The organism is Clostridium sp., assembly GCF_022482905.1.
In the GTDB taxonomy this organism is placed as follows: Bacteria; Bacillota; Clostridia; order Clostridiales; family Clostridiaceae; genus Clostridium_B.
In genome coordinates, this window is record NZ_JAKVOI010000001.1 from 220,879 (window position 1) to 244,819 (window position 23,941).

General features: G+C 35.7%; 25 protein-coding genes. 24 read left to right on the forward strand and 1 reads right to left on the reverse strand.

Annotated features, from left to right (window positions below; genetic code table 11):
* The first annotated feature begins 7 nt into the window (after nt 1-7).
* The gene (gene sigF, locus LKE46_RS01215; protein ID WP_291717648.1) at nt 8-763 is read left to right on the forward strand and encodes an RNA polymerase sporulation sigma factor SigF; all 756 of its coding nucleotides are present in this window, start codon (nt 8-10) and stop codon (nt 761-763) included.
* A gap of 51 nt (nt 764-814) precedes the next feature.
* On the opposite strand, the gene LKE46_RS01220 is transcribed toward sigF, so the two are convergent.
* Nucleotides 815-3,160 carry a transglycosylase domain-containing protein gene (locus LKE46_RS01220; RefSeq protein ID WP_291717650.1) on the reverse strand — a complete coding sequence of 782 codons (2,346 nt, stop codon included), beginning with the start codon at nt 3,158-3,160 and terminating at the stop codon, nt 815-817.
* A 229-nt stretch (nt 3,161-3,389) separates the two neighbouring features.
* On the opposite strand from LKE46_RS01220, the gene rd reads away from it, so the two are divergent.
* The 23 genes from rd (at nt 3,390) to LKE46_RS01335 (ending at nt 23,916) form a co-directional block, all read left to right on the forward strand.
* A complete protein-coding gene (gene rd / locus LKE46_RS01225) occupies nt 3,390-3,551 on the forward strand; it encodes a rubredoxin (RefSeq protein WP_291717652.1) in 162 nt (53 codons plus the stop codon).
* A gap of 229 nt (nt 3,552-3,780) precedes the next feature.
* Nucleotides 3,781-4,686, forward strand: coding sequence for a nucleotidyltransferase domain-containing protein (locus LKE46_RS01230; RefSeq protein WP_291717654.1), 906 nt, complete (start codon nt 3,781-3,783; stop codon nt 4,684-4,686).
* 39 nt (nt 4,687-4,725) lie between these two features.
* Nucleotides 4,726-6,141 carry a PLP-dependent aminotransferase family protein gene (locus tag LKE46_RS01235; RefSeq protein ID WP_291717656.1) on the forward strand — a complete coding sequence of 472 codons (1,416 nt, stop codon included), beginning with the start codon at nt 4,726-4,728 and terminating at the stop codon, nt 6,139-6,141.
* Nucleotides 6,142-6,184: 43 nt separating this feature from the next.
* Nucleotides 6,185-6,832, forward strand: coding sequence for a HEAT repeat domain-containing protein (locus tag LKE46_RS01240; RefSeq protein WP_434735186.1), 648 nt, complete (start codon nt 6,185-6,187; stop codon nt 6,830-6,832).
* Between the two features lie 15 nt (nt 6,833-6,847).
* On the forward strand, nt 6,848-7,492 hold the full coding sequence (locus tag LKE46_RS01245) for a YigZ family protein (protein WP_291717658.1): 645 nt from the start codon (nt 6,848-6,850) through the stop codon (nt 7,490-7,492).
* Nucleotides 7,493-7,573: 81 nt separating this feature from the next.
* Nucleotides 7,574-8,311, forward strand: coding sequence for a YebC/PmpR family DNA-binding transcriptional regulator (locus tag LKE46_RS01250; RefSeq protein WP_291717659.1), 738 nt, complete (start codon nt 7,574-7,576; stop codon nt 8,309-8,311).
* A 118-nt stretch (nt 8,312-8,429) separates the two neighbouring features.
* Entirely contained in the window at nt 8,430-9,677 is a 1,248-nt protein-coding gene (locus tag LKE46_RS01255; protein ID WP_291717661.1) for a GyrI-like domain-containing protein, read from the forward strand.
* Nucleotides 9,678-9,741: 64 nt separating this feature from the next.
* Nucleotides 9,742-10,338, forward strand: coding sequence for a hypothetical protein (locus LKE46_RS01260; protein ID WP_291717664.1), 597 nt, complete (start codon nt 9,742-9,744; stop codon nt 10,336-10,338).
* A 92-nt stretch (nt 10,339-10,430) separates the two neighbouring features.
* The gene (ruvA, locus tag LKE46_RS01265) at nt 10,431-11,027 is read left to right on the forward strand and encodes a Holliday junction branch migration protein RuvA (protein WP_291717666.1); all 597 of its coding nucleotides are present in this window, start codon (nt 10,431-10,433) and stop codon (nt 11,025-11,027) included.
* Between the two features lie 15 nt (nt 11,028-11,042).
* Nucleotides 11,043-12,038: a Holliday junction branch migration DNA helicase RuvB gene (ruvB, locus tag LKE46_RS01270; protein ID WP_291717668.1), complete on the forward strand. Its 996-nt coding sequence runs from the start codon at nt 11,043-11,045 to the stop codon at nt 12,036-12,038.
* A 41-nt stretch (nt 12,039-12,079) separates the two neighbouring features.
* Entirely contained in the window at nt 12,080-13,105 is a 1,026-nt protein-coding gene (gene queA, locus LKE46_RS01275; RefSeq protein WP_291717670.1) for a tRNA preQ1(34) S-adenosylmethionine ribosyltransferase-isomerase QueA, read from the forward strand.
* 12 nt (nt 13,106-13,117) lie between these two features.
* A complete protein-coding gene (gene tgt / locus LKE46_RS01280; RefSeq protein WP_291717672.1) occupies nt 13,118-14,248 on the forward strand; it encodes a tRNA guanosine(34) transglycosylase Tgt in 1,131 nt (376 codons plus the stop codon).
* A gap of 12 nt (nt 14,249-14,260) precedes the next feature.
* Nucleotides 14,261-14,560, forward strand: coding sequence for a preprotein translocase subunit YajC (gene yajC, locus LKE46_RS01285; protein WP_291717675.1), 300 nt, complete (start codon nt 14,261-14,263; stop codon nt 14,558-14,560).
* Between the two features lie 58 nt (nt 14,561-14,618).
* Nucleotides 14,619-14,987 (forward strand): TIGR04086 family membrane protein, encoded by a 369-nt coding sequence (locus LKE46_RS01290; protein ID WP_291717677.1) that lies wholly within the window; start codon nt 14,619-14,621, stop codon nt 14,985-14,987.
* A gap of 80 nt (nt 14,988-15,067) precedes the next feature.
* Nucleotides 15,068-15,205: a six-cysteine ranthipeptide SCIFF gene (scfA, locus tag LKE46_RS01295; RefSeq protein ID WP_291717679.1), complete on the forward strand. Its 138-nt coding sequence runs from the start codon at nt 15,068-15,070 to the stop codon at nt 15,203-15,205.
* Between the two features lie 86 nt (nt 15,206-15,291).
* A complete protein-coding gene (gene scfB / locus LKE46_RS01300) occupies nt 15,292-16,659 on the forward strand; it encodes a thioether cross-link-forming SCIFF peptide maturase (RefSeq protein ID WP_291717680.1) in 1,368 nt (455 codons plus the stop codon).
* A gap of 92 nt (nt 16,660-16,751) precedes the next feature.
* Nucleotides 16,752-18,041 (forward strand): protein translocase subunit SecD, encoded by a 1,290-nt coding sequence (secD, locus tag LKE46_RS01305; protein WP_291717682.1) that lies wholly within the window; start codon nt 16,752-16,754, stop codon nt 18,039-18,041.
* Between the two features lies 1 nt (nt 18,042).
* Nucleotides 18,043-18,933, forward strand: coding sequence for a protein translocase subunit SecF (gene secF, locus LKE46_RS01310; RefSeq protein WP_291717684.1), 891 nt, complete (start codon nt 18,043-18,045; stop codon nt 18,931-18,933).
* Between the two features lie 157 nt (nt 18,934-19,090).
* Complete coding sequence (locus LKE46_RS01315; protein WP_291717685.1) at nt 19,091-19,948, forward strand: DHH family phosphoesterase; 858 nt, start codon at nt 19,091-19,093, stop codon at nt 19,946-19,948.
* 70 nt (nt 19,949-20,018) lie between these two features.
* Complete coding sequence (locus LKE46_RS01320) at nt 20,019-20,537, forward strand: adenine phosphoribosyltransferase (protein WP_291717686.1); 519 nt, start codon at nt 20,019-20,021, stop codon at nt 20,535-20,537.
* A 109-nt stretch (nt 20,538-20,646) separates the two neighbouring features.
* Nucleotides 20,647-22,824 carry a RelA/SpoT family protein gene (locus LKE46_RS01325; RefSeq protein ID WP_291717687.1) on the forward strand — a complete coding sequence of 726 codons (2,178 nt, stop codon included), beginning with the start codon at nt 20,647-20,649 and terminating at the stop codon, nt 22,822-22,824.
* A 10-nt stretch (nt 22,825-22,834) separates the two neighbouring features.
* A complete protein-coding gene (gene dtd / locus LKE46_RS01330) occupies nt 22,835-23,284 on the forward strand; it encodes a D-aminoacyl-tRNA deacylase (protein WP_291717688.1) in 450 nt (149 codons plus the stop codon).
* A 29-nt stretch (nt 23,285-23,313) separates the two neighbouring features.
* A complete protein-coding gene (locus tag LKE46_RS01335) occupies nt 23,314-23,916 on the forward strand; it encodes an MBL fold metallo-hydrolase (protein WP_291717689.1) in 603 nt (200 codons plus the stop codon).
* The last annotated feature ends 25 nt before the right edge of the window (nt 23,917-23,941 follow it).

Consider the following 23,941-nt stretch of genomic DNA (forward strand, 5'->3'; position numbering starts at 1 on the left):
GAATAATATGAGTGAAGAAGCTGTAAAAATATCAGATTATGATTATAATGACAATTTAAAACTTATAAAATCTGCAAGAAAAGGCGATAAGAACTCATTGAATAAATTGGTTGAAGTTAATCTCCCATTGGTTACGGCAATAAGCAAAAAATTCTTGAATAGGGGATATGAGTATGAAGATATATTCCAAATTGGCTGTATGGGACTTATGAAGGCAATTAACAATTTCGATGAAAAATACAACGTGAAATTTTCAACATATGCAGTACCAATGATAATGGGGGAAATAAAGAGGTTTTTAAGAGATGACGGCATGATAAAAGTCAGTAGAAGTGTTAAAAATACTGCAAAAAAGCTGCACTATGACAAGGAAAAGCTCATTAAGAAGCTAAACAGAGAGCCCACTGTAGAAGAACTGTCAGAGTACTCGGGAATAGAAGTAGAGGATTTGATATTTGCATCTGAGTCGGCAAATAATATGCAGTATTTATATGATACAATTCACCAGGATGATGGTGCACCGGTGCTGTTAATAGATAAGTTGAGTGAAAATCCAAATGAAGACGTGGAAATGGTGGATAGAATAGCTTTAAAAGAGACTTTGAAAAATCTCGATGTAAAATCCAGACAAATTATCATGCTGAGATATTTTAAAGACAAAACCCAGGTTCAGGTTGCAAAGATGCTGGGTATAAATCAGGTTCAGGTATCAAGAATTGAAAAAAGAGTATTAAAAACAATGAGGGATATTTTGAAGGAATAATATATGAACCTATTGCATATTTTCTGCAATAGGTTCATATATAACAGATATCTATTTTATATGGTCAAAATTTTCTTCTGTTTGCTGCGTCGTTCCGGGTTCTGTATTTTCAATGTCATTTTTATCATCAGTATTGTTATTTCCTCCGGGAAGTACATTCTTATTGTCGATAGGATTGTTGTCATTGTCATCCGTATCATTTGTAGCGCCATTTTTCAATGTTTTGTCATCAGTATCGGTATTTCCAAATGTGGAACTGCCCTTGAACCATGAATGAGGCAAATTGCATGTTTCTGTTGGGACGGTGCCCCTTAAAAACAATTCAGTGTATACTTTATTGCCAGTAGGATCCAGGTAGGAAAGCGGAGAAGGAAGTTTGCCCGATTCAGAACATATCTTGGCAGTTTCAACTCCAGAGGGCATAGGTATATCTTTTGGTAAAAGTCCATTGTGAAATGGTTCCATTATGGCAGCCCATAGTGCGGCAGCTGAATTACTATTTAAGGAACCAGGCAATGTTGAATTATTATCTTTGCCTATCCAGACTGCAGCTGAATAGTAAGGAGTTAGGCCCGAAAACCATAGATTTTTATTATAACTTGAAGTACCGGTTTTACCGCGAACCTGCATATTTCCAAAATTAGCATTGGCACCGGTTCCTTCCTGACTTACAGGACCTTTTAGAAGATCGTACATTATATAGGCCGTAGATGCTGGCAGTACTCTTTTGGTTTTTGTCTTGGACTCCAGAATTACTTTGCCGGATCTGTCTGTCACTTTTGTGTAAAGCCTTGGAGAAGTGTAAATACCATTATTCCCAAATACTCCATAGGCAGCGGCCATCTGCAATGTATTGGTACCATGATGGAGCTCGCCCAGGGAAAGTGCAGATATGCTTGATCTGTCATCATTATCTATGCTGATTCCAAATTTTTCAGCATAGGAAGCACCTGTATCGAGTCCAATCTTGTCTTCTATTTTTGAAGCTATGGTGTTTATGGATTTGGTAAGCGCCATTCTCAAGGTCATATCACTGCCTGTAACTGCAGAATCATCCTGCGGATAATATGGACTGCCGTTTGAATTATATTTTTGTGCAGTGTCATAGGACCAGTTTGCATCTTTCAAAACTGAGCCTGCTGTATATTTTTTTGTATTTATAGCAGGACTGTATACAGTTAGAGGCTTTATACTTGATCCTGGAGGTCTCAGGTAATTTTCAGATGCTGCCCTGTTAAATGACATAGCTGGCTGCATACCTCTTCCACCTACAAGTGATTTTACTTCTCCGGTATGATAATTTATGACTACAGCAGAGGCTTGAGGCTGCAGTATACCATTCTTGTCACTGTATGAACCGCTGCTGAACACAGGACTGTTTGTCAGAATATCTTCTGTCTTTTTTTGAAGCTCCTTATCCATGGTAGTGTAGATCTTTAAACCGCCATAGGTTAGCAGTTGATTCACTTGGGAATCACTGTATTTGTACTTTAACTTGAGGTCATTTTTTACCTGCTGGATGGCAGGCATTGAAAACCATTCATTTTCCAATCTATTGTTTGGTTCGCTATAGGGCTTTATAACAAGCTTGCCATTTGATATATCCTGTATGGCAGCTGTATATTGATTTTGAGTTATGTAATTGTTATCATACATTTTTTTCAGAACACTTTTTGTCCTATCCAGATAAATGGAGGGATTTTTTTTAGCCGAATTTGAGTAGGGATAGTATACGGATGGGCTTTGAGGTATTCCAGCAATAAAAGCAGACTCAATTAAATTCAATGAACTTACTGATTTACCGAAATATGCCTGGGAAGCAGATTCAACTCCAAAAGATTTTCCACCTAGGAATATTGTATTCATATATGCTTCAAGTATCTGATCCTTGGTTAAAAGTTTCTCGAGTTTTATTGACATGTACATTTCCTGTAATTTTCTTTTGAAACTCACATCCCTTGAAAGATATATATCCCTGACCAGCTGCTGGGTTATAGTAGATGCACCCTGAAGTCCAGGTTTGTTTGTTATCTTATTCTTTATATCGATGAAAATTACACCAAATATTCTTTTTATATCTATGCCGTTGTGCTTATAGAATCGTTCATCTTCGATGCTTACAAATGCATTCTTTAAATTATCAGGGATATTGCTGAAAGGTACAACAGTTCTATGCTCGGTACTTACCACTACATCCATGAAGTTTCCCTTATCGTCATATAATATGGAAGGTTCATTCAAGTTCAAAACTTGATTTACATTTAAATTGGGGGAATTTTTAATAATGGCAAGGCCAACTCCTACGCCAACTACGGATGCCAGTAAGAAAATACATATCAATATAGTAAATATGATTTTTAAAGCTTTATACCGAGACTTCTTATGTCTCTTTACCATAATTGTCCTCCTTATTAAAATCATATGCAAATTTACTGATTATATAAATTATAAATTATTATATCATAAATAAAAGTATTAATGAAATGAATGTACCCAACTTCAATACTAACATATATTTATGTTTATTATTTGTTAAGTATCTTGACTTGACGGATTAAATGTGACATACTTATAATAATTAATAATAAAAATTTACTAATATATTTTATTGATTGGAGGAATTAAATTGGATAAGTATGTGTGTAGTGCATGTGGGTATGTATATGATCCAGCTGTAGGTGACCCTGACAATGGAATTAAGGAAGGTACATCATTCAATGATTTGCCTGATGATTGGGTATGTCCAGTCTGTGGCGTTTCAAAAGACGAATTTGAAAAAGAAAATTAGAAATTTCATTGGGAAAGAATAGAAATATATTCTTTCCCTTTAAATTTGATTGTAAAATATGCAGGAATTAATTCATACAGAAAAATTTCTATTGTATTTTTGTTATAATATATTATATAATATATAGAAATTATTATAATATTCATATGCTTCAATTCAGAATTTACCGGGGAAAATTACTGTTTTGAATTGTTCATTATTATATTATATAATGGGGGCTCAATAAAAGATGGAAAAAACAATATTGGAATATCAGCAAGTCTTTAATAAAGCAGTTGAAAAATTTAAAAAAGCTGATGCTGTGTTAGCTGTCATGGTATTTGGAAGTATGGTTACAGGCGATCTGTGGTCCGAATCCGACATTGATTTTTTAATCATATGTGATTGTGATGAACAGGATCTGAAGAATATATACACGGAGGAAAACGGTATTCCGGTTCATGTCAAGCTCATGAGTAAGAATAAGTTTCTCCAGCTTAATGAAGAGAATATAAAAGGTGGATTCATGCACAGGATAATATCGTCTTCGAGGCTTGTATTTTCTAAAGATATGGAAGTTACTTCAAGATATGATGTTGGAAGATATTATCCCGATGTGGACAGGGAAAAATGGAGTATGGTGTATTTTGGAAATACGCTTGACAGCATATCTGTATGTAAAAAGTACCTGCAAAATGATGGGGTTTATACTGCATATTCCGCGGCTGTAAAATCAGTAGAAGAATTTTCAAAATTATATGTTAACTCCATGGGATATATGATAAGTAAAGATGCTATTACTGTAGCCGCAAATTTGAATAATAAATTCAAAGAATGTGTAGATAACCTGTTTTTTAATAATGATAGGGGTAAAAATTTAGAGAAAATTATAAATGAGACTGTTGCCTACTTGAACAAGTATGTAGATGATAATATAATAAGATTTGTGAATGTGCTTATAAATTATATGAGAGAAAAGGATGATTTTTTAAGTTCGGAAGAAATAAAAACCTGTGATCTATTTAAAGAATATCCGATACATATGGAAGAAATACTCAATAAGCTTTGGCAGAAGAATATTATAAAAAAGGAAAAAAGAGATTACACACTTAAGGATGGAACTATATTGTTTAAGGAAAATATATATTTTCTTTAAAGCTGTTTTGCATATACATTTTATATTGGAGTGGCAGTTATGAATAAGTACTTTATAGAGCTGGGTGATGAAGGAGTAGTCAAGTATAAGACTATAGAAAAGCATATAAAAAAATTAATAGACTCAAATAAAATAAAAGATGGAGAAAAGCTGCCGTCTATACGTAAACTTGCAGAATTTTTAAAAGTTAACAATATAACTATAATAAATACATACAAAAAGCTTCAGAGTGAAGGATATGCCTTTCAAAAAATGGGAAGCGGTACTTATGCAAAGAGGAGAGAAATAAATAGAAATTTTAGGAAGGAATATTCAAATGTACTAAAAAAAATATCAAGTAACGGATGCAATGAATATCTGGATTTTACGGGGGAAATGCCAAATGGAGATTTCTTTCCCGTAAGATCTTTCAAGAATGTTATAGATGAGGTATTGGAAAGAGATGGAGCCAGGGCACTTATTTATCAGGAAATTCTGGGATACAGTGGACTTAGAGAGAGCATAAGCAGTGTTTTCTGGAATGATAGGATAGATAGTGATGATATATTGATAGTATCGGGAGCCCAGCAGGGAATAGACATTATTTCAAAAGCTATAATAAATACGAATGATAGCGTGGTCATAGAAAAACCTACCTACAGCGGTGCACTGTCAGTCTTTAAATGGAGAAGGGCCGATATAATTGACATACCAATGGACAAAGATGGAATAGACATAGACAGATTTGAGAAGATTTTGAAAAAAAGTAATATAAAATGCTATTATACCATGAGCTATTTTCAAAATCCAACAGGTATAAGCTGCAGTTATGAAAAAAAGATGAAGATATTAAATTTGGCGGAAATATATGATTTCTATATAATAGAAGATGATTATCTTTCCGAGCTCATCTATGATAGAAATATAAAGTACAATAGCTACAAGAGTATGGATACAAATGACAGGGTTATATATATAAAGAGTTTTTCAAAAATATTTTTGCCTGGTATAAGACTGGGATATCTGATACCTCCCAAAAGATTTAGGGAAAGTATTCAAAATTGCAAGGTGAACACTGATATAGCCACTTCAAGTCTTATGCAGAGAGCGCTCGACCTATATATTAGAAAAGGCTTCTGGAGAGAATATATAAACAAGCTGAATTTTGTGTATGCCAAAAGATACGAATATACAAAAAAGTGCCTTTTTAAATATTTAAAAGATAAAGTAGTGTTTGAAGATCCAGGAGGTGGTCTTCACTTTTATATTGAGATTTTAAAAAGTATGCCTGTGGATTCAATAGCCATTTTTAAATATGCAATGAAAAAAAATGTTTTGATAACACCAGGTACCTTATTTTATAAAGATCCTTTGAAAGGCAGTAAATATTTCAGATTGAGTTTTTCACAGGTTGAAGAAAAAGATATAGATAGAGGTATCAATATTGTAGCTGATATTGTTGATTACTTTGGATAAACTATTAGATATATTGGGGGTGATGCTTTTGTCTTTAAATTGCATGCTGAATATTGATTGGAACAAAATTGACGATTACAGCCAGGAGCAGATAACTTATTTTTTGTATCTGGAAGGTAAAAGCATAAATTCTATTTGCAAAATAAGAAATTTAAGTAAAGAAATAATTGAAACTCAAATAATAGATGGTAAAATAAAGTATGGAATTCTCGCAAAGAGTAAAAACGTGAAGGAACTTTTTAAAACTATATCCATGTCTGGAAAATCTGATAAGATATATGTACTTGAGAATTTAAACGGACTCAATAAAAATAAGCTTGTAGAATTTATAAAATCCAATTATACTAGTATGAGGACAGGGGATAAGGAAAATGCCATATGGATATTGGGAGAACTTAAAATCAAGGAAGCTGTCGATGTTTTAATCAAGGGCATAGTGCACAAGCACGTAAATATAAGAAGGATGGCAGTTTCTGCTCTTGGAAAATTAGGCGATAAATCCGGAGAAAGTGCACTTATAAGGGCTTTGGAGGACGATAATCCCCAGGTTGTCATGTATGCCATAAAAGCACTGATAAAAATAAAGAGCAGCAGGGCAGTGGAAAAGGTCAGGAATATAGAAGACAGCAGCTGTAAATTGTATGTAAAAAATTCGGCTAAAGAATATTTAAATAGTGTTGAAAGCTTTTAAAAGAGGTGGATAGCCATGGGTTATTTTACAATTAAAGAAGAGGGCCGTGATAGGTTTGAGGAACAGAAATCTATATTTATAGGTAATGCGAAAAGAGTTTATACTGAAACAGAAGCCAGGAAATTTATAAGTGAAGTTAAAAATCATGCAAAGGAAGCAAAACATAATGTATATGCTTATGTTATAGGAGAAAATATGGGTATACAGAGATACAGCGATGATGGAGAACCTCAGGGAACTGCAGGACCTCCGGTTCTTGATGTAATAAAAAAGAATAAGATAACAAATGTAGCATTGGTAGTTACAAGATATTTTGGAGGTATTCTGCTTGGACGGGGTGGACTGTTTAGAGCATATTCAAGATCTGCATCGAGAACTATAGAGAAATCGAAAGTAGTTGAAAAGGTTCTGGGAGTAGAACTGAATATAATAATAAACTATGAAAATTTGGACAAGGTTAAATATGCTTTTGAAAAGAATCTCTGGTATATTGAGGATATAAAATATTCCGATAAAGTCAATATATTGATGTACTATGAGGCTGAAAACAGTGATAAGGTTATCAATAAAATAATAGAAATCACAAGTGGAAAATGCCAGGTTATAGTCGGAGATGAAGAGTATTATTTCAAAATAGAAAATAGGTTGTATAGGGAATAGATTATAAAAATTTGAGATTTCAAATATTTATGTGATATAATATTTAATGTTTTTATATATAGTAATTTAGGAGGGAATTATATGTCAGGACATTCAAAATGGCATAACATACAGGCAAAAAAAGGTAAAATAGATGCAAAAAGAGGTAAAATATTTACTAAAATAGGTAAGGAAATTGCAATTGCTGCAAAAGACGGCTCCAATCCAGATACGAATTCAAAATTGAGAGATGTCATAGCAAAGGCAAAATCAAATAATATGCCACAGGATACAATAACTAGAGCAATAAAAAAAGGTTCCGGAGAAATGGAAGGAATAAATTATGAAGAGATAATCTATGAAGGCTATGGTCCTGGCGGTGTAGCTGTAATAGTCAAGGCGCTGACTGACAATAAAAATAGAACTGCAGGTAATGTAAGAACTGCATTTACCAGAAGCGGCGGTAATCTTGGAGCTAATGGCTGCGTAGGTTGGATGTTCAATACTAAGGGACAGATAATAATAGAGAGAACTGAAGATATGGACGAAGACGATATAATGATGAAGGTGCTGGATGCCGGAGCTGAGGATTTTGATGCACAGGATGAGGTATTTGAGATAACTACTTCCATAGATGAATTTGCAAAAGTGAGAGACGCTCTCCAGAATGAGGGTTTTAAATTCATTTCGGCTGACATCAATATGATACCGGACAACTTAACGGCTGTTGATATGGAAACTGCTGAAAAGGTACAGAAGCTTATAGATAAACTTGAAGATGATGATGATGTTCAAGATGTCTATCACAATGCAGACTTTCCCGATGAATTTGAGGAATAGCTGATTTTAATATAATCTATATAATTTTAGGCCATTTTCAATAATAGATGATTTTTAGTATCTACAGGTTGGATATGGTCTTTTATTCTTACAATGTTCTTCCGAAAGGAGTGAAAATATGGACTTGAAAGAAATTGTCAAGTATTCTGGATTTACTCAAAAAGCATTTTGCTATTACAACAAAGACGTGATAAAAATGTTTCAGGAATATTTAAAAGACATAGAAGAGAGTACTTCGGAATTAGAAAGATTTGATGAAGTTCTGGAGAAGTGTAAAAAAATTATATATTCAGATCATACTGATATAAAAATAGCCGCGGAAAATATGCAGATACTGACGATAACTTATAATATGCATGAAAGAAAAAAAGATGGCTGTATAAAGAAGGAACTTTGTAGAATTTTCCCGGGCTTTTTCGGGAAATATGTTTACCTCATTTTTTCAGATTATTTTATGGAAGCTGTGGATACTAGGCAAAAACAAGCTTCATGGGAAAATATTGTTTCAATTCTCGACGAAATTGAGTATCCGGATGAAAGTCAAAACATAGAAAAATTTATTCAAGAAAACAGTGTAAACTGGAAAGTTGTAGAAAAGTTTATTCAGTGCAGCAAAAGGAGAATTGGATCAAAACATAATGCAAGTATTTATGATTACCCTAATATATTGAATTATTTTCAGGTTACAGAAAAAGATGTTGAGTTCTGTGATAAATTGTTTGGTTATATAAATTCAAAAAATCAAATAGACTATATGAAAAATCTAGCATCCTTGATAGATTCGGATTTGAGAGTACTCAGTGAAAAGTACAGGAATACTAAAAAGAATGTCGACAATATGCTTGAATTCAAAGTTCCAGATGCAATTGAAAAGGGCAGGGGCGTAATAAATATGCCCGAAATGACATTTGCCGTATGTGAATATAGAAGGTTTCTGCCTTTTGGAAATATGGACAGTCTAATATACAGGTTCAAACTTAGGGTTGATGAAATTGGTGATGTTGTGGGTCCCGAAAATATATACTTAATTAAAGGTATTGATTCCATACCTAAATACAAGAAATCCAAAATGAGTATTTTTGAATTTGGTTTTTCATTTTTGGTTGGAGTAAGGATTGGAGGTACAGAAAAACATATTCCTGAAGATATAAAAGTAATTACAATACCGGCCCATAAATATGCATGGTATACTTCCTCCGGCAGTCCAAACGTAAAGGATTTAATTGTAGAGGATTTATCCACTATAAACTTTATTGATAATAAGTATAGATTGTCAAATTTCCCTATCATGCAGTTGTATAATGAAAAACAGCTTGGAAAGAAGTCAGGCAGGCTTGTATTTAACAGTTATATACCAATTGAATAAAAAATATATATGAATGTATATTTTTAGTAAACAGTGTCCATAATATTTATTGAGGAGGGATATTATGGATACGATAAAATTACGTAAAACTTTGTTGGCAATTTCAACTATACTGGTTTTTGCATTAAGCTGTTATATATGTATAACCAAGATTAAAGACTACAATGCAAAAAAAGATGCATATCAGTTTAATACAAAAGAATATAATGCTGTAAATGCAAATTCTGATCCGGATTATACTGTTTCCAGTAAAGGCAACTTGATATTTAAGATACAATATGATAAAAGCGGAGATATTCAAATAGAAAAAGAGGAATCTGCAAAAAAACTGTCCGGAAGTACTAAAAACGAGGTTGAGAATTTCTATAAAAAGTCCGGATATGAAGTTGACAGCTTCAGTCCTCTTGAAGTAGTGCTTGTCAAGAAAGTAGATAAATATGCACCTAATAAATATGTAGTTGGAATAAAGAATGGATTTATAGCTATATACAAAACAGACAAAAGCGGGAATATGTTTATAGAAGATTCGAAGCGAGATATAACTGACATAAAGACAAGCAGATTAAAGGATAAGGATATAGAACTTCTTACAAAAGGAGATAAGTATTTTCAGTGTGATACACGTGAAGATGCTGAATCGCGCCTCGAAGACTATGAATAGTAGTCTCGAGGTCGTTTTTTTATCCACTTGAATAAAAACTTTTAAAATGATAAAGTATTATATGTTATCAATATTTTAGGGGGAAGTTTTCATTGTATGAATATATAATTGGAATATACAGGGGAATAAACAGAGACTATATAATAGTGGAAAACAATGGAATAGGATACAGGATAAATACATCCGGCAGCACCATTGCCAACCTTCCTAAAATAGGTGACGATATAATGGTATATGTAATGCAAATAGTCAGGGAGGATTTTATTGGACTATATGGATTCCTAACAAAAGAAGAACTTTCAATGTTCAACCTACTTTTGGGAGTAAATGGAATAGGAGCCAGGGCGGCTCTGTCACTTCTTTCCATAACCAGTGTAAATAATTTAAAATATTCTATAGTCATAGGTGACGAGAAAACTATAATCAGGGCTCCGGGTGTGGGCAAGAAAACCGCTCAGAGAATTATACTGGAGTTAAAAGATAAAATGGACTCAAAAGAGATAGATGGAAGAGATGGATATTCGACCTTTGAAAAAGAAAACTCTGAGAATAATATTTCAGAGGCACTTGAGGCACTTGTTTCACTTGGATATTCCGAGAAGGAGGCATCCAGGGCACTTCATTCGATAGACAGGAATAGTTCGGTGGAGGATATAATAAAAGAGGCTCTTAAATTTTTAATGGGTTAGGTTAGGTGAGGATATATGGAAAATAGAATTGTTACACCTTCTGCTTTAGAGGGGGAAAATGAATATAGTTTAAGACCTAAAAAACTCAAAGAATATATAGGACAAGAAAATGTAAAGGACAAATTAAAAATATTCATACAGGCAGCGCAAAATAGGAAGGAAGCATTGGATCATGTCCTGATCTATGGACCACCGGGACTAGGAAAGACAACACTTGCCAATATAATAGCAAATGAAATGGGCGGTAATCTGAAAGTTACATCAGGACCGGCCATAGAAAGGGCGGGGGATCTGGCAGCCATACTTACCAATCTCAATGATATGGATGTGCTGTTTATAGATGAAATACACAGATTGAACAGGAGCGTGGAGGAAATATTATATCCGGCTATGGAGGATTATGCTATTGACATAGTAATAGGCAAAGGGGCTTCATCCAGATCCATAAGGTTGGATCTGTCAAGTTTTACCCTGATAGGAGCAACTACAAGGGTTGGCCTTCTTACATCCCCGCTCAGGGACAGATTTGGTATGCTGTGTCCAATGCAGTTCTATAGTGAGAGTGAACTAAGCGAAATTATACTGAGATCTGCAGATATACTCAATGTTAAAATAGATATGGAAGCAGCAAGAGAGATAGGGAGGAGATCCAGGGGTACACCGCGAATTGCTAACAGGCTGCTGAAAAGAGTAAGGGATTATTCCGAAGTAAAGGGAAATGGAATTGTAGATCTTGATACAAGCAAGGCGGCTCTTCAACTTCTTGAAGTTGACAGTGAAGGGTTTGACAGTATAGATAATAAAATACTTACTGCAATAATAGACAACTTTCAGGGAGGTCCTGTAGGATTGGAAACTCTTGCGTATTTCATAGGAGAAGAATTGGATACTATAGAAGATGTATACGAACCATATCTGCTTCAAAAAGGATTTATAATAAGAACTCCAAGGGGAAGAATGGCATCGGACAGCGCCTATGAACATCTGCATAGATCAAGAAATAGAATTTAGCATATAGAATTTTATGAACTTAATGAAACGGAGTGAACCAATTGAAAATTACAGATTTTGATTTTTATCTCCCTCAGGAGTTGATTGCACAGCATCCTCTGAAACAGAGAGACGAAGCCAGACTTATGGTTCTTGATAAAGAAAATGGAAAAGTTGAACATAAGCTGTTTAGGGAAATAATAGATTATCTAAATCCGGGTGATTGTCTTGTATTAAATGATACAAGGGTACTTCCGGCAAGATTGATAGGAACAAAAAGAGATACAGGTGGAAAGATGGAAATACTCCTCTTGAAGAGAACAGGGGATGATACCTGGGAAACTCTGGTCAAACCCGGCAAGAGGGCCAGAGTCGGAAGCAGATTCGATTTCGGGAATGGTGAATTGAAAGCTGAGGTATGCGAAATCAAGGAAGATGGAAACAGAATAGTCAAGTTTGAATATGAGGGCATATTCGAGGAAGTACTGGACAGGCTTGGACAGATGCCGCTTCCACCATACATAAAGGAGAAACTTGAAGACAAGGAGATGTACCAGACGGTATATTCAAGGGAAGAAGGATCGGCGGCAGCACCTACGGCAGGACTCCACTTTACAAAAGAGCTTCTCCGCGGGATAGAGGAGAAGGGAGTTGTAATTGCCTTTCTGACCCTTCATGTTGGACTTGGAACTTTTAGACCCGTCAAGGTTGAAAATATAGAAGATCATGATATGCATTCCGAATATTATTGTATTACAGAGGATACTGCAGACAAGATAAACACTGCAAGGCAAAATGGCCACAGCATAGTTGCAGTTGGAACTACATCATGCAGGACACTGGAAACTGTCGGGGATGAAAATGGAATGGTCAGGGAGCAGTCCGGCTGGACTGATATATTCATATATCCGGGATACAGGTATAAGGTTGTGGATAAACTTATAACGAACTTCCATCTTCCTGAATCCACGCTGATAATGCTTGTAAGTGCATTGTGTGGCAGGGAGAAGATATTGAATGCATATAAAATTGCCGTTGATGAAAAGTACAGATTTTTCAGTTTTGGAGATGCCATGTTCATAAAATAGAGAGGTGTTTTAATGTATAAATTGCTTAAGAGACAGGGAAATGCAAGGCGTGGCCAGCTCAGTACGGTGCATGGTACTGTTCAGACTCCAGTATTTATGAATGTAGGTACTCTTGCTGCAATAAAAGGTGCAGTTTCCGCAATGGATTTAAAAGAAATAGGATGCCAGGTAGAACTTTCAAATACATATCATCTCAGCTTGAGACCGGGAGATGAGGTGATCAAGAAACTTGGGGGTCTCCATAAATTCATGAACTGGGATAAGCCTGTCTTAACCGATTCCGGCGGATTTCAGGTGTTTTCCCTGGCAAAAATAAGGAAGATAGAAGAAGAAGGGGTTTATTTCAATTCACATATAGATGGAAGCAGGATATTCATGGGACCTGAAGAGAGTATGAGAATCCAGAGCAATCTGGCATCCACCATCGCCATGGCCTTTGATGAATGCATAGAGAATCCGGCACCGAGAGATTATGTGGAGAAATCAGTACACAGAACCACAAGATGGTTAAAAAGGTGTAAAATGGAGATGGACAGATTGAATTCACTCCCGGATACAATAAACAGGCATCAGATGCTGTTTGGAATAAATCAGGGTGGAACTTATGATGATATAAGGATAGAACATGCAAAGGCAATAAGTGACATTGATCTGGATGGATATGCCATAGGGGGGCTGGCGGTAGGAGAGAGTGCAGATGAAATGTACAGAATAATAGAGTGCGTTGTACCAAATCTGCCGCAGGATAAACCGATATATCTTATGGGTGTTGGAACACCGGAGAACATACTTGAAGCAGTGGAAAGAGGAGTGGATTTTTTTGATTGTGTAATGCCGTCAAGAAATGGAAGACACTCACATGTATTCACCAGCCGGGGAGAGTTGAATCTTTTAAATGCAAAATATCAGCTCGATGATATGCCCATTGACAGCAGCTGCAGCTGCCCGACGTGTAAAAATTACACGAGGGCATATATAAGACATTTGTTCAAGGCAAAGGAAATGCTTGCCATGAGGCTGTGTGTAATACATAATCTATACTTTTACAACAATTTGATGAAAGAAATTAGAGATGCCATTGATGGGGATTATTTCCCAAAATATAAAAAAGAGAAGCTTGAACAATGGAATAAAAATTTATAAGGAGGTATATGTGTGCAAAGTTTAGGAGCATTGTGGCCAATTATAATTGTGGTTATAGTTTGCTATCTTTTCATGTTTTTACCGGAAAGTAAAAGAAGAAAAAAGTATAATACCATGCTTAGCAATCTTAAGGTAAATGACGAGATACTTACAAAGGGAGGTATAATTGGAAAAGTTACCAACATACAGGAAAAAGAGATTACAATCCAGACAGGACCTGACAGAGTTAAATTGAAACTCAGCAAGTCAGGTATACTGAGTGTCCTGTCTAGTAGAGATAGTCAGGAAGTTTCCCAAAAAGAAGATAAATAATTATGGAATAAAGCATCTTCTGTCTACATAGATACTATTAGATGGGAGGTGTTTTAATTTGGAAAAATACAATGATTATATTCCAGCTGCAGAAGGTGTGCTTAGAAGCTTTATAATTACAGTACTTATGTTGTTGATATTTGCTGTAATCATGACTTTTGTAGAGGTAGATGAATACATGAGTTCTATTTTCTATATTGTCACCACTATTTTGAGTATAATGTATGGAGCAATATATGCCTCACAGAAAATAAGAAAAAAAGGGTGGTTTATAGGAATAGTAGTTGCACTTTTATATGTACTTATACTTTATGTAGTTTCTGTAATTTCAGGAAATTCTGCTGTTATTGGATACGATGGTATAAAAAGATTTGTACTCGCACTTTTAGTTGGAAGCATATCTGGTATGATAGGAGTAAACATGTAGTTCTGCCCTGGCTGCAAACTTTATTTTGATTATGATTTATGTTATAATCAAACAGAAATCTTTAGAAATGGGGGAAATAAATGAAACATATAAAAACTTTAAATAATACCAATATAAAGGACAGCTTGAAAAAACCAGGCTGTAAGGAATGTGCCAATTCATGCCAGTCAGCATGCAAGACTTCCTGTACAGTTGCCAATTTAGCATGTGAAAACTAGCATAGACTTAAGGCAGTAACAGATGTTACTGCCTTAAGTCTATATAATTATACAATAAGAAGAAATTATTTTAGGAGGAAAGAATTTTGGCTGATATTCATAAGTTTGTTCAAGGTGGGAATTATTATGTAGTGGATGTTAACTCCGGGGCGGTTCATCTTGTAGATGAACTAGTATATGATATTCTGGATGAGGATAGATTGAAAAATCTGGATGAAAGTATGGAGGCACTTGGGAATAAATATAAAGAGGGAGATATCACAGAGGCATATAATGAAATTCAGTCTCTTGTGAAAAATAAAGTACTTTATTCCGAAGACCTATATGAAGATGCTGCAGCACTACATGACAATACACCTTCTTTTATAAAGGCACTTTGCCTAAATATTGCCCATGACTGCAATTTAAGGTGCAAATACTGTTTTGCAGATGAAGGAGAGTACAAGGGTGAAAGAAAGCTCATGTCTCCCGAAATTGGGAAAAGATCAATAGATTTTGTTATAGAAAAATCAGGACCAAGAAAGAATATAGAAGTGGATTTATTTGGCGGCGAGCCCTTGATGGCTTTTGAAACAATAAAGGAAATTGTGGAATATGCAAAGGAACAGGAAAAAGTACATAATAAAAATATAAGATTTACGATGACTACAAATGCTACTTTGCTTAATGATGAAATAATGGAGTATCTCGATAAAAACATGGGTAATATTGTCCTCAGCATAGACGGAAGGAAGGAAGTAAATGACAGGGTAAGGGTAAGAGCTGACGGAAGCGGGTCTTTTGACTCAATACTGCCAAGGATAAAAAAGATGGTAAAAATGAGAGACAAGTCCAAGCAATATTATGCAAGAGGTACTTTTACACGGGAAAATGTTGATTTCTTTGAAGATATAAAGTTCCTTGCAGATCAGGGATTCGATGAGATATCCGTTGAACCTGTAGTGCTTCCTGAAAAGAATCCACTTTCAATTCGTGAAGAGGATCTGCCAACTATATTTGAGCAATATGATAAATTATATGAGGAAATGCTTTATAGAAACAAACACGGTCAGGCATTCAAGTTTTATCATTTCAACATAGATTTAAACGGGGGGCCATGTGTATATAAGAGAATATCCGGATGCGGTGCAGGACATGAGTACGTGGCAATAACTCCGGAAGGGGATATATATCCATGTCACCAGTTTGTGGGAAACAGGGACTTCAAAATGGGAAACTTAGAAAATTTTAACAATATAAATGAATCTATAAGCGGGAAGTTTAAAAATTCACATATATACAACAAGCCGGAATGCATGAAGTGCTGGGCCAGGTTCTACTGCAGCGGAGGATGCCAGGCAAACAATTACAACTTCAATGGCGATATAAGAACACCTTATTCACTTGGATGTAAAATGCAGAAGAAAAGAATTGAATGTGCTATTGCACTTAAGTCCAGCACCATGGAAAATTAAAACATATTGACGGCTAATTTTTTAAGTAATATAATTGCTAATGTATATACGTGAAATTAGAAGCAGGTGTTTATATACGAAGGAGGATAAAGATGAAATCTAGGGCAAAGAAAAGCACTAGGATAAGAAGCAGCATAATTTTGCTATTATGTCTTGTTTTAATAGGATTTTTGGCATATTCAGGTGCATATGGAGTTAATTTGGGAAGTTATAGGATTAAACCCTTTGGTGAAGTAATAAATAAGGGCCTTGATCTTCAGGGAGGTATTTCTGTTCTGGAAGAAATTCAGTCCAAGAATGTAGATCAGAAAACAGTGGATAGAACAGTGGATTTACTGTCTTTGAGGGTAAATAAACTGGGTGTAAGTGAAACGGTAGTAACAAAAGAGGGCAATAACAGGATAAGGATTGAGATACCTGGAAAGTTTGACGCCAAGGAAGTAGTGGATGGTGTTGCAAAGACAGGTGAACTTAAGTTTGAGGGACCGGACAAGAGCACCATATTGACAGGAAAAGATGTGAAGGATGCAAGCGCATATATAAATCAACAGACTAATCAACCATCAATAAGTCTTGAATTAAGTGATAATGGTACAAAAAAATTTGCAGATGCAACGAAAAAATATATGGGTAAAAAAATATCGATATATTTAGATGATGAACTTCTTACAGATCCAACGGTTGATGCACATATAACTGATGGTAAAGCTGAAATAAGCGGAAGTCAGACACTTGAAGAGGCTCAAAGAAAAGCAAACCTCATAAAGTCGGGAGCTCTTCCGGTTACTGTAAAGCCGGTGCAGGTTACAACTATAGGTGCATCCCTGGGTGCAAATGCGCTTCCACTTAGTATACTGGCAGGTAAAATTGGAATAGGACTTGTAATGATATTCATGATATTATATTACAGGCTTCCGGGACTGATTGCCGATATAGCTTTGACATTGTACATATATATAGTTCTGGCTGCATTTGTGAATGTAAATGTGACCCTGACACTTTCAGGTATAGCAGCATTTCTGCTTACCGTAGGTATGGCGGTGGATGCAAACATACTTATATTTGAGAGGACAAAGGAAGAACTTAAAAGCGGGAAATCAATAAAGGCGTCTATAAATATCGGGTTCAAAAGGGCCATGACTTCAATTCTTGATTCAAATATAACGTCGATTATATCAGGAATGGTACTTTACAGTATAGGAACGGGAGCTGTAAAAGGTTTTGCCCTTACACTCATAATAGGTGTTGTACTCAGTATGTTTACAGCTATAACAGTTACAAGAACTCTTATGAAGTTGGTAGCGGACATAGGCTTGTTTAGTCATAAGGCTACAATTGGAACATTTGGCGTTCATGACTTTAGAAGGGGGATAGCAAAATAATATGAATAACATATACAGGATTATAGAAAAAAGAAAAATATGGTTCACAATATCCCTTATAGTAATTGCAATAGGAATTTTCACCATGGCTACAAAAGGATTGGAGTATGGATTGGATTTTAAAGGTGGTACTGTAGTTGAGATAAATTTGGGCAAAGATTTCAACAAACATGATGTGGATAAGATAATTCAGAAGTATTCAAATGATTTTCAGTCAAACAAGGTGAACAGCAAATCCATATCTATAAAAAGTTCCAATCTCAGCAATGATGATGTAAGCAGTATAATAAAGAGTATAAAGAAGGAGTATCCTAAAAGTACACTTACAAATCAGGAGAATATAGGAGCGTCCATAGGAAAGGAAGCCAGGATAAATGCCATTAAGGCAGTAATTATAGCCATTGCGGCAATGTTCATATATATAGCAATAAGATTTGAATTCAGCTATGGAATGGCAGCCATTATAGGGCTTATCCACAACATACTCATAATGCTTTCCGTTTATGCAGTTGCAAGGGTATCCATAGATTCCAGCTTTATAGCAGCGGCACTTACAGTTATAGGTTATTCTGTGCATGATACCATAGTAGTTTTCGATAGAATAAGGGAAAATCACAATTACATGAGAAGAGAAGATCCGGAGCTTATAGCCGATGCAAGTGTGACACAGACTCTTGCCAGATCAATAAATACAGTTGTTACAGTTATTATAACCCTGACTTCTGTCTATATACTCGTACCTTCGGTTAGAAATTTTTCAGAACCTATACTTGTTGGAATTGTTTCAGGATGCTATTCTTCCATATGCATAGCAAGTCCATGCTGGGTACTTATAAAAAGGTACATGACTAAAAGAAAAAAATTGAAAACTGCTGTCGACAAAGCAAATTAGCTGTTAAAATATCTTTTCATATGTTAGAATAAAAGATCCAGAGTATATTGAAACTCTGGATTTTTTTATTGTACCAGATCTGCCCATACTGTATTTGTAAAAACCAGCAATATAATTTATAATAGAGTTGCTTTTGATAAATTTGGAGGATTTTATTATGGAGATACGACAATATAATACTAATAGTTTCAATTTTTTGGGTTTGGAAGATCCCTTCCTTTTAAGGAATATGGGTAAGGCTTTAAAGAGAATAATTAAAGCGGTAAATGACAGAGAAAAGATTGTTGTATATGGAAACTGCGATCTGGACGGGGTAACGGCTGTGTCGCTGCTGTTTCTTGTATTGAAATATCTGAATGCAGATGTGGAGTATTTCATCTCTGATGATATGAATGACAAGTTTAATATAAATTCTAGAATAATAAGGAATCATATAAAATTTTTGGGTGCAGAACTTATGATAACAACTGGATGCGGAAGCAAGTCCATATCACAGGTTGAATTGTGCAGGAGACTCGGTATAGATGTGATAATAACGGATTATCACTGCTGTTCCGATGTTTTACCTGAAGCTATTATTATAAATCCAAATCAAAAGTACTGTGAATATCCATTTAAGGATCTGACGGCAGTAGGGATGGCCTTCAAACTTTCACAGGCCATATCAATGTATTATCAGATGACCTGTATAAATAAATACCTCGATTTGGTTGTGCTGGGAACGCTTTCCAAGGGAATTCATGTGTCTGGAGAAAATAGGGAAATGGTGGATCAGGGAGTGTATCAACTAATGTATACAAATAATTATGGATTTAAAGCTCTGCTGAAGGTCCACAATATAAAAAAGATAAACAGAGAGAGCATATTCAAACTTTCAAATAGCATGACTCCCTCGGCAAATAAGAGCAACAGATATATAGACAATGCGAGAATAGCTGTAGAACTTTTTACAACTGAAAACATGGATAGGGCAGAGCAAATAGCCAAATACTTGAAAAATGAGATCTTGGAATAGTAATTTTTTGGCGGTTGTGATATTATAATATAATGAATTTTATAAAATGGGCTTTAGGGGGTATGGATTAGTGGACTTGAAGGATAAGATAAGGGTAATAGATGGATTTCCAAAGGCGGGTATAAGTTTTAAAGATGTTACTACAATTCTTAAAGATAAAAAAGCCTTTAAATGCAGCGTGGATAAAATAGCAGAGCATTTAAAAAGCAAAAATATTGACATAATTGTGGGACCGGAGGCAAGAGGTTTTTTGTTTGGAGCTCCAATAGCATATGCCATAGGAGCTGGTTTTGTACCTGTAAGGAAGGTCGGCAAACTTCCCTGTGAGACAGTAAAGACAACCTATGATCTGGAATACGGAAGTGATGAATTGGAAATGCATAAAGATGCAATTTCTCCAGGACAGAGAGTTGCACTGGTAGATGATCTGCTTGCAACGGGAGGAACTATGGCTTCCGTTGCAAGGTTGGTGGAAAAACTTGGAGGAGAGATAGTATCCATTGATTTTGTCATAGAACTGACAGATCTGGGGGGAAGAGAACGACTTGAACAATATGATGCTTTCTCACTGGTCAAGTATAATATATAATTTATTGGATATAAGTTTAAATTGAAAGTTTATTCCGTATATAATATAATATTAGTAAAAAATAATGGCTGGTTCGATAAACCAGCCATTGATTTTAGGGAGTATGAGTATGCTGGGAAAATTAATGGAGAAAATAGATAAAAATTGCAGCAATATAAACAAGGAAATGGTGAGAAAAGCATATTATTTTGCAGACAAGGCTCATAAAAAACAGAAAAGAGAATCCGGGGCTCCATACATAACTCATCCCATAGAAGTAGCCTGTATACTTGCCGACATGGGAATGGATACAGGTACTATAGTTGCTGGACTTCTACATGATGTGATAGAAGATACGGATTTTGACCATGATGATATAACAAGGGAGTTCAGCGGCGAAGTGGCAAACCTGGTGGAAGGGGTAACCAAACTTGGGCAGCTGGAGTACAAGACAAGGGAGGAGCAGCAGGCAGACAATGTGAGAAAAATGCTTCTTGCCATGGCAAAAGATATAAGGGTCATACTCATAAAGCTGGCGGACAGACTTCATAATATGAGAACCTTGAAATATATGCCGGTTGAAAAGCAGAAGGAAAAATCAAAGGAAACTTTAAACATATATGCACCATTGGCTCACAGGCTTGGAATGTCGAAGGTGAAATGGGAGCTGGAAGATCTTGCACTTAGATACATAAATCCAAATGAATATTATTTCATAGTAAGGAAGATCTCTGAAAAGAGAGCAGAGAGAGAAAGATACATAGAACAGATAATAGGCGAATTGAAGAACAGTCTCAATGATGCCGGTATAGCTTCAGACATAGAAGGGAGACCAAAGCACTTTTACAGTATATATAGAAAGATGGTCAATAAGAACAAGACCATAGATCAAATATTTGATCTGACGGCGGTCAGGGTTCTTGTAAATACAGTAAAGGACTGCTATGCAGTGCTTGGAATAGCACATACCATGTATAAACCAATACCGGGAAGATTCAAGGACTATATAGCAATGCCGAAGCCTAACATGTATCAGTCGCTTCATTCAACGGTAATCGGGCCACAGGGGAAACCGTTTGAAATCCAGATAAGAACCTTTGAAATGCATAAAACTGCCGAATATGGTATAGCTGCACACTGGAAATATAAAGAAGGTGTAAATGAAGAGGACAGCATAGATAAAAAACTTACATGGATCAGGGAGATGCTGGAGTGGCAGACTGAAACCTCGGATGCAGAAGAATTTATAGAGGGATTTAAAATAGATCTGTTCTCAGATGAGGTATTTGTATTTACCCCCAAGGGTATAGTTATAAATCTTCCATATGGAGCAACCCCCATAGATTTTGCATATAAAATACATACTGATATAGGAAACAGCTGTACAGGAGCAAAGGTAAACGGCAAGATGGTCCCCTTGGATTATAAATTGAAGACTGGAGAGATAGTTGAAATACTGGTGTCAAGTACTCCAAAAGGGCCAAGTATAGACTGGCTTAATGTAGTAAAGAGCAATCAGGCAAAGAGCAAGATAAAATCCTGGTATAAAAAGGCCAAGAAGGAAGAAAATATACTTAAGGGAAAAGAGTTTCTTGAGAGAGAGACTAAAAAGCAGGGCTGTAATTTTGGAGAAATAGCCAAAGGTGAAGCTGTAAATATTGTATTGAAGAAGTACAATATGGGTTCCATGGATGAGCTGTATGCAGCAGTTGGCATAGGGGCCTTGAATTTAAATACTGTAGTATCGAGATTTAAGGAAATTCATGATTCCATGTTGAAAAAGAATATAACCGATTGGAGAGCCATACAGGATCAACTCAAGAAATCAGATAACAAGTCTGCAAGGGCAAAGAAAAAATCCCCTGGAGTAATAGTAAAGGGTGAGAGCAACGTACTTGTAAGATTTGCAAAGTGCTGCAATCCAGTACCGGGAGATGCAATAGTAGGGTATATAACGAAAGGTAGAGGAGTATCCATTCATAGAAGTGACTGTAAAAATATAGATTATCTATTGAGAAACAAGGAAAATAAGGTCGTAGAGGTAAGCTGGGGAAAACCTAAGGGTGAAGAATACATTACGGAAATACAGATTAAAAGTGAAGATAGACCAAGACTTTTGAATGAATCCATAGAAATTATCGGTGACAGCAATACTTCACTGTATGCGGTGGATGCCAAGCCAGTGAAAAATGGTATAGCTCTTATAAAAATAAAGCTCAAAATCACGGATGTAAAAGATATTAGGGATATCATGAAAAAATTCAGGAAGATGAAAGGCGTATTGGAAGTATATAGAACAAATAGTTAGAGGTGGTAGTATGCGTGCGGTAGTTCAAAGAGTCAAAGAGTCAAGAGTAGAAGTGGACAATAAGATAATTGGCGAAATTGGAAGAGGACTCAACGTGCTTTTAGGTATATCCAGAGATGATGATATTTCAGATGTAACATACCTGAGAGACAAAATAGTAAATTTGAGAATATTTGAGGATGACGGAGGAAAATTGAATAGATCACTTATGGATATCGGCGGAGATCTTCTTTTGATCTCACAATTTACACTTTATGGTGATTGCAGAAAAGGGAGAAGACCGAGTTTCATAGAAGCCCTTTCAGGCCGAGAATCTGAGAAATTGTATAATAAATTTATAGAAGAGTGCAGGTCAGTAGTAAAAAAAGTTGAAACTGGAAAATTTGGTGCAGATATGATGGTACATATAGAGAATGATGGCCCTGTCACCATTCTTTTGGACAGCAAAAAAATTTTTTAGAACAAGTTGTAGATGGAGGAGGTATGTGTATGAAGATACAGAGAATGTCAGTTGGAATGTATGCGGCCAATTGTTATATAGTTTTAGATGAAAATTCAAATGAGTGTGCAGTGATCGATCCCGGCGGAGACTCCGAGGTTATAAAAAATGCCTTGAAAGCCATGAATGCCGGCAAAGTGAAATTTATACTTCTGACCCATGGGCATGCAGACCATACTGGTGCCGCCCTGGATATAAAGAATTCTTTCAATGCACCAATTTATTGCAATAAAGAAGATTACAATATGATGAAGCGTGGAACTTTCATGTATGGGAATGTGCATGACAGTGTTGACGAATTCCTGAAAGACGGGGATAAACTGACCTTTGGAGGTCTTGAAATAAAAGTTATATACACACCGGGGCATTCACCCGGCGGCGTGTGCTTTCTTGTAGATAATGTAGTATTTACGGGAGACACACTGTTTTCCGGCAGTATAGGCAGAACTGACATGGAAGGCGGAGATTTTGATACCCTGATAGATAGTATAAAGAATAGGCTGATGATTTTGCCTGACAATACGGTTGTACTGCCAGGACATGAGGGGGAAAGTTCCATAGGCAGAGAGAGAAATTCCAACCCTTTTCTATAGTAAAGCTGTGCATGGAAGGATTAAT

Bases quoted from the DNA above. Each gene is read 5' to 3' on its own strand.
- LKE46_RS01315 (WP_291717685.1), top strand. From the start codon at position 19,091: ATGGAGATACGACAATATAATACTAATAGTTTCAATTTTTTGGGTTTG.
- sigF (WP_291717648.1), top strand. From the start codon at position 8: ATGAGTGAAGAAGCTGTAAAAATATCAGATTATGATTATAATGACAAT.
- scfA (WP_291717679.1), top strand. From the start codon at position 15,068: ATGAAACATATAAAAACTTTAAATAATACCAATATAAAGGACAGCTTG.
- LKE46_RS01250 (WP_291717659.1), top strand. From the start codon at position 7,574: ATGTCAGGACATTCAAAATGGCATAACATACAGGCAAAAAAAGGTAAA.
- LKE46_RS01260 (WP_291717664.1), top strand. From the start codon at position 9,742: ATGGATACGATAAAATTACGTAAAACTTTGTTGGCAATTTCAACTATA.
- LKE46_RS01240 (WP_434735186.1), top strand. From the start codon at position 6,185: ATGCTGAATATTGATTGGAACAAAATTGACGATTACAGCCAGGAGCAG.
- LKE46_RS01255 (WP_291717661.1), top strand. From the start codon at position 8,430: ATGGACTTGAAAGAAATTGTCAAGTATTCTGGATTTACTCAAAAAGCA.
- LKE46_RS01325 (WP_291717687.1), top strand. From the start codon at position 20,647: ATGCTGGGAAAATTAATGGAGAAAATAGATAAAAATTGCAGCAATATA.
- secF (WP_291717684.1), top strand. From the start codon at position 18,043: ATGAATAACATATACAGGATTATAGAAAAAAGAAAAATATGGTTCACA.
- LKE46_RS01245 (WP_291717658.1), top strand. From the start codon at position 6,848: ATGGGTTATTTTACAATTAAAGAAGAGGGCCGTGATAGGTTTGAGGAA.
- ruvB (WP_291717668.1), top strand. From the start codon at position 11,043: ATGGAAAATAGAATTGTTACACCTTCTGCTTTAGAGGGGGAAAATGAA.
- dtd (WP_291717688.1), top strand. From the start codon at position 22,835: ATGCGTGCGGTAGTTCAAAGAGTCAAAGAGTCAAGAGTAGAAGTGGAC.
- LKE46_RS01235 (WP_291717656.1), top strand. From the start codon at position 4,726: ATGAATAAGTACTTTATAGAGCTGGGTGATGAAGGAGTAGTCAAGTAT.
- LKE46_RS01230 (WP_291717654.1), top strand. From the start codon at position 3,781: ATGGAAAAAACAATATTGGAATATCAGCAAGTCTTTAATAAAGCAGTT.
- tgt (WP_291717672.1), top strand. From the start codon at position 13,118: ATGTATAAATTGCTTAAGAGACAGGGAAATGCAAGGCGTGGCCAGCTC.
- LKE46_RS01335 (WP_291717689.1), top strand. From the start codon at position 23,314: ATGAAGATACAGAGAATGTCAGTTGGAATGTATGCGGCCAATTGTTAT.
- secD (WP_291717682.1), top strand. From the start codon at position 16,752: ATGAAATCTAGGGCAAAGAAAAGCACTAGGATAAGAAGCAGCATAATT.
- LKE46_RS01220 (WP_291717650.1), bottom strand. From the start codon at position 3,160: ATGGTAAAGAGACATAAGAAGTCTCGGTATAAAGCTTTAAAAATCATA.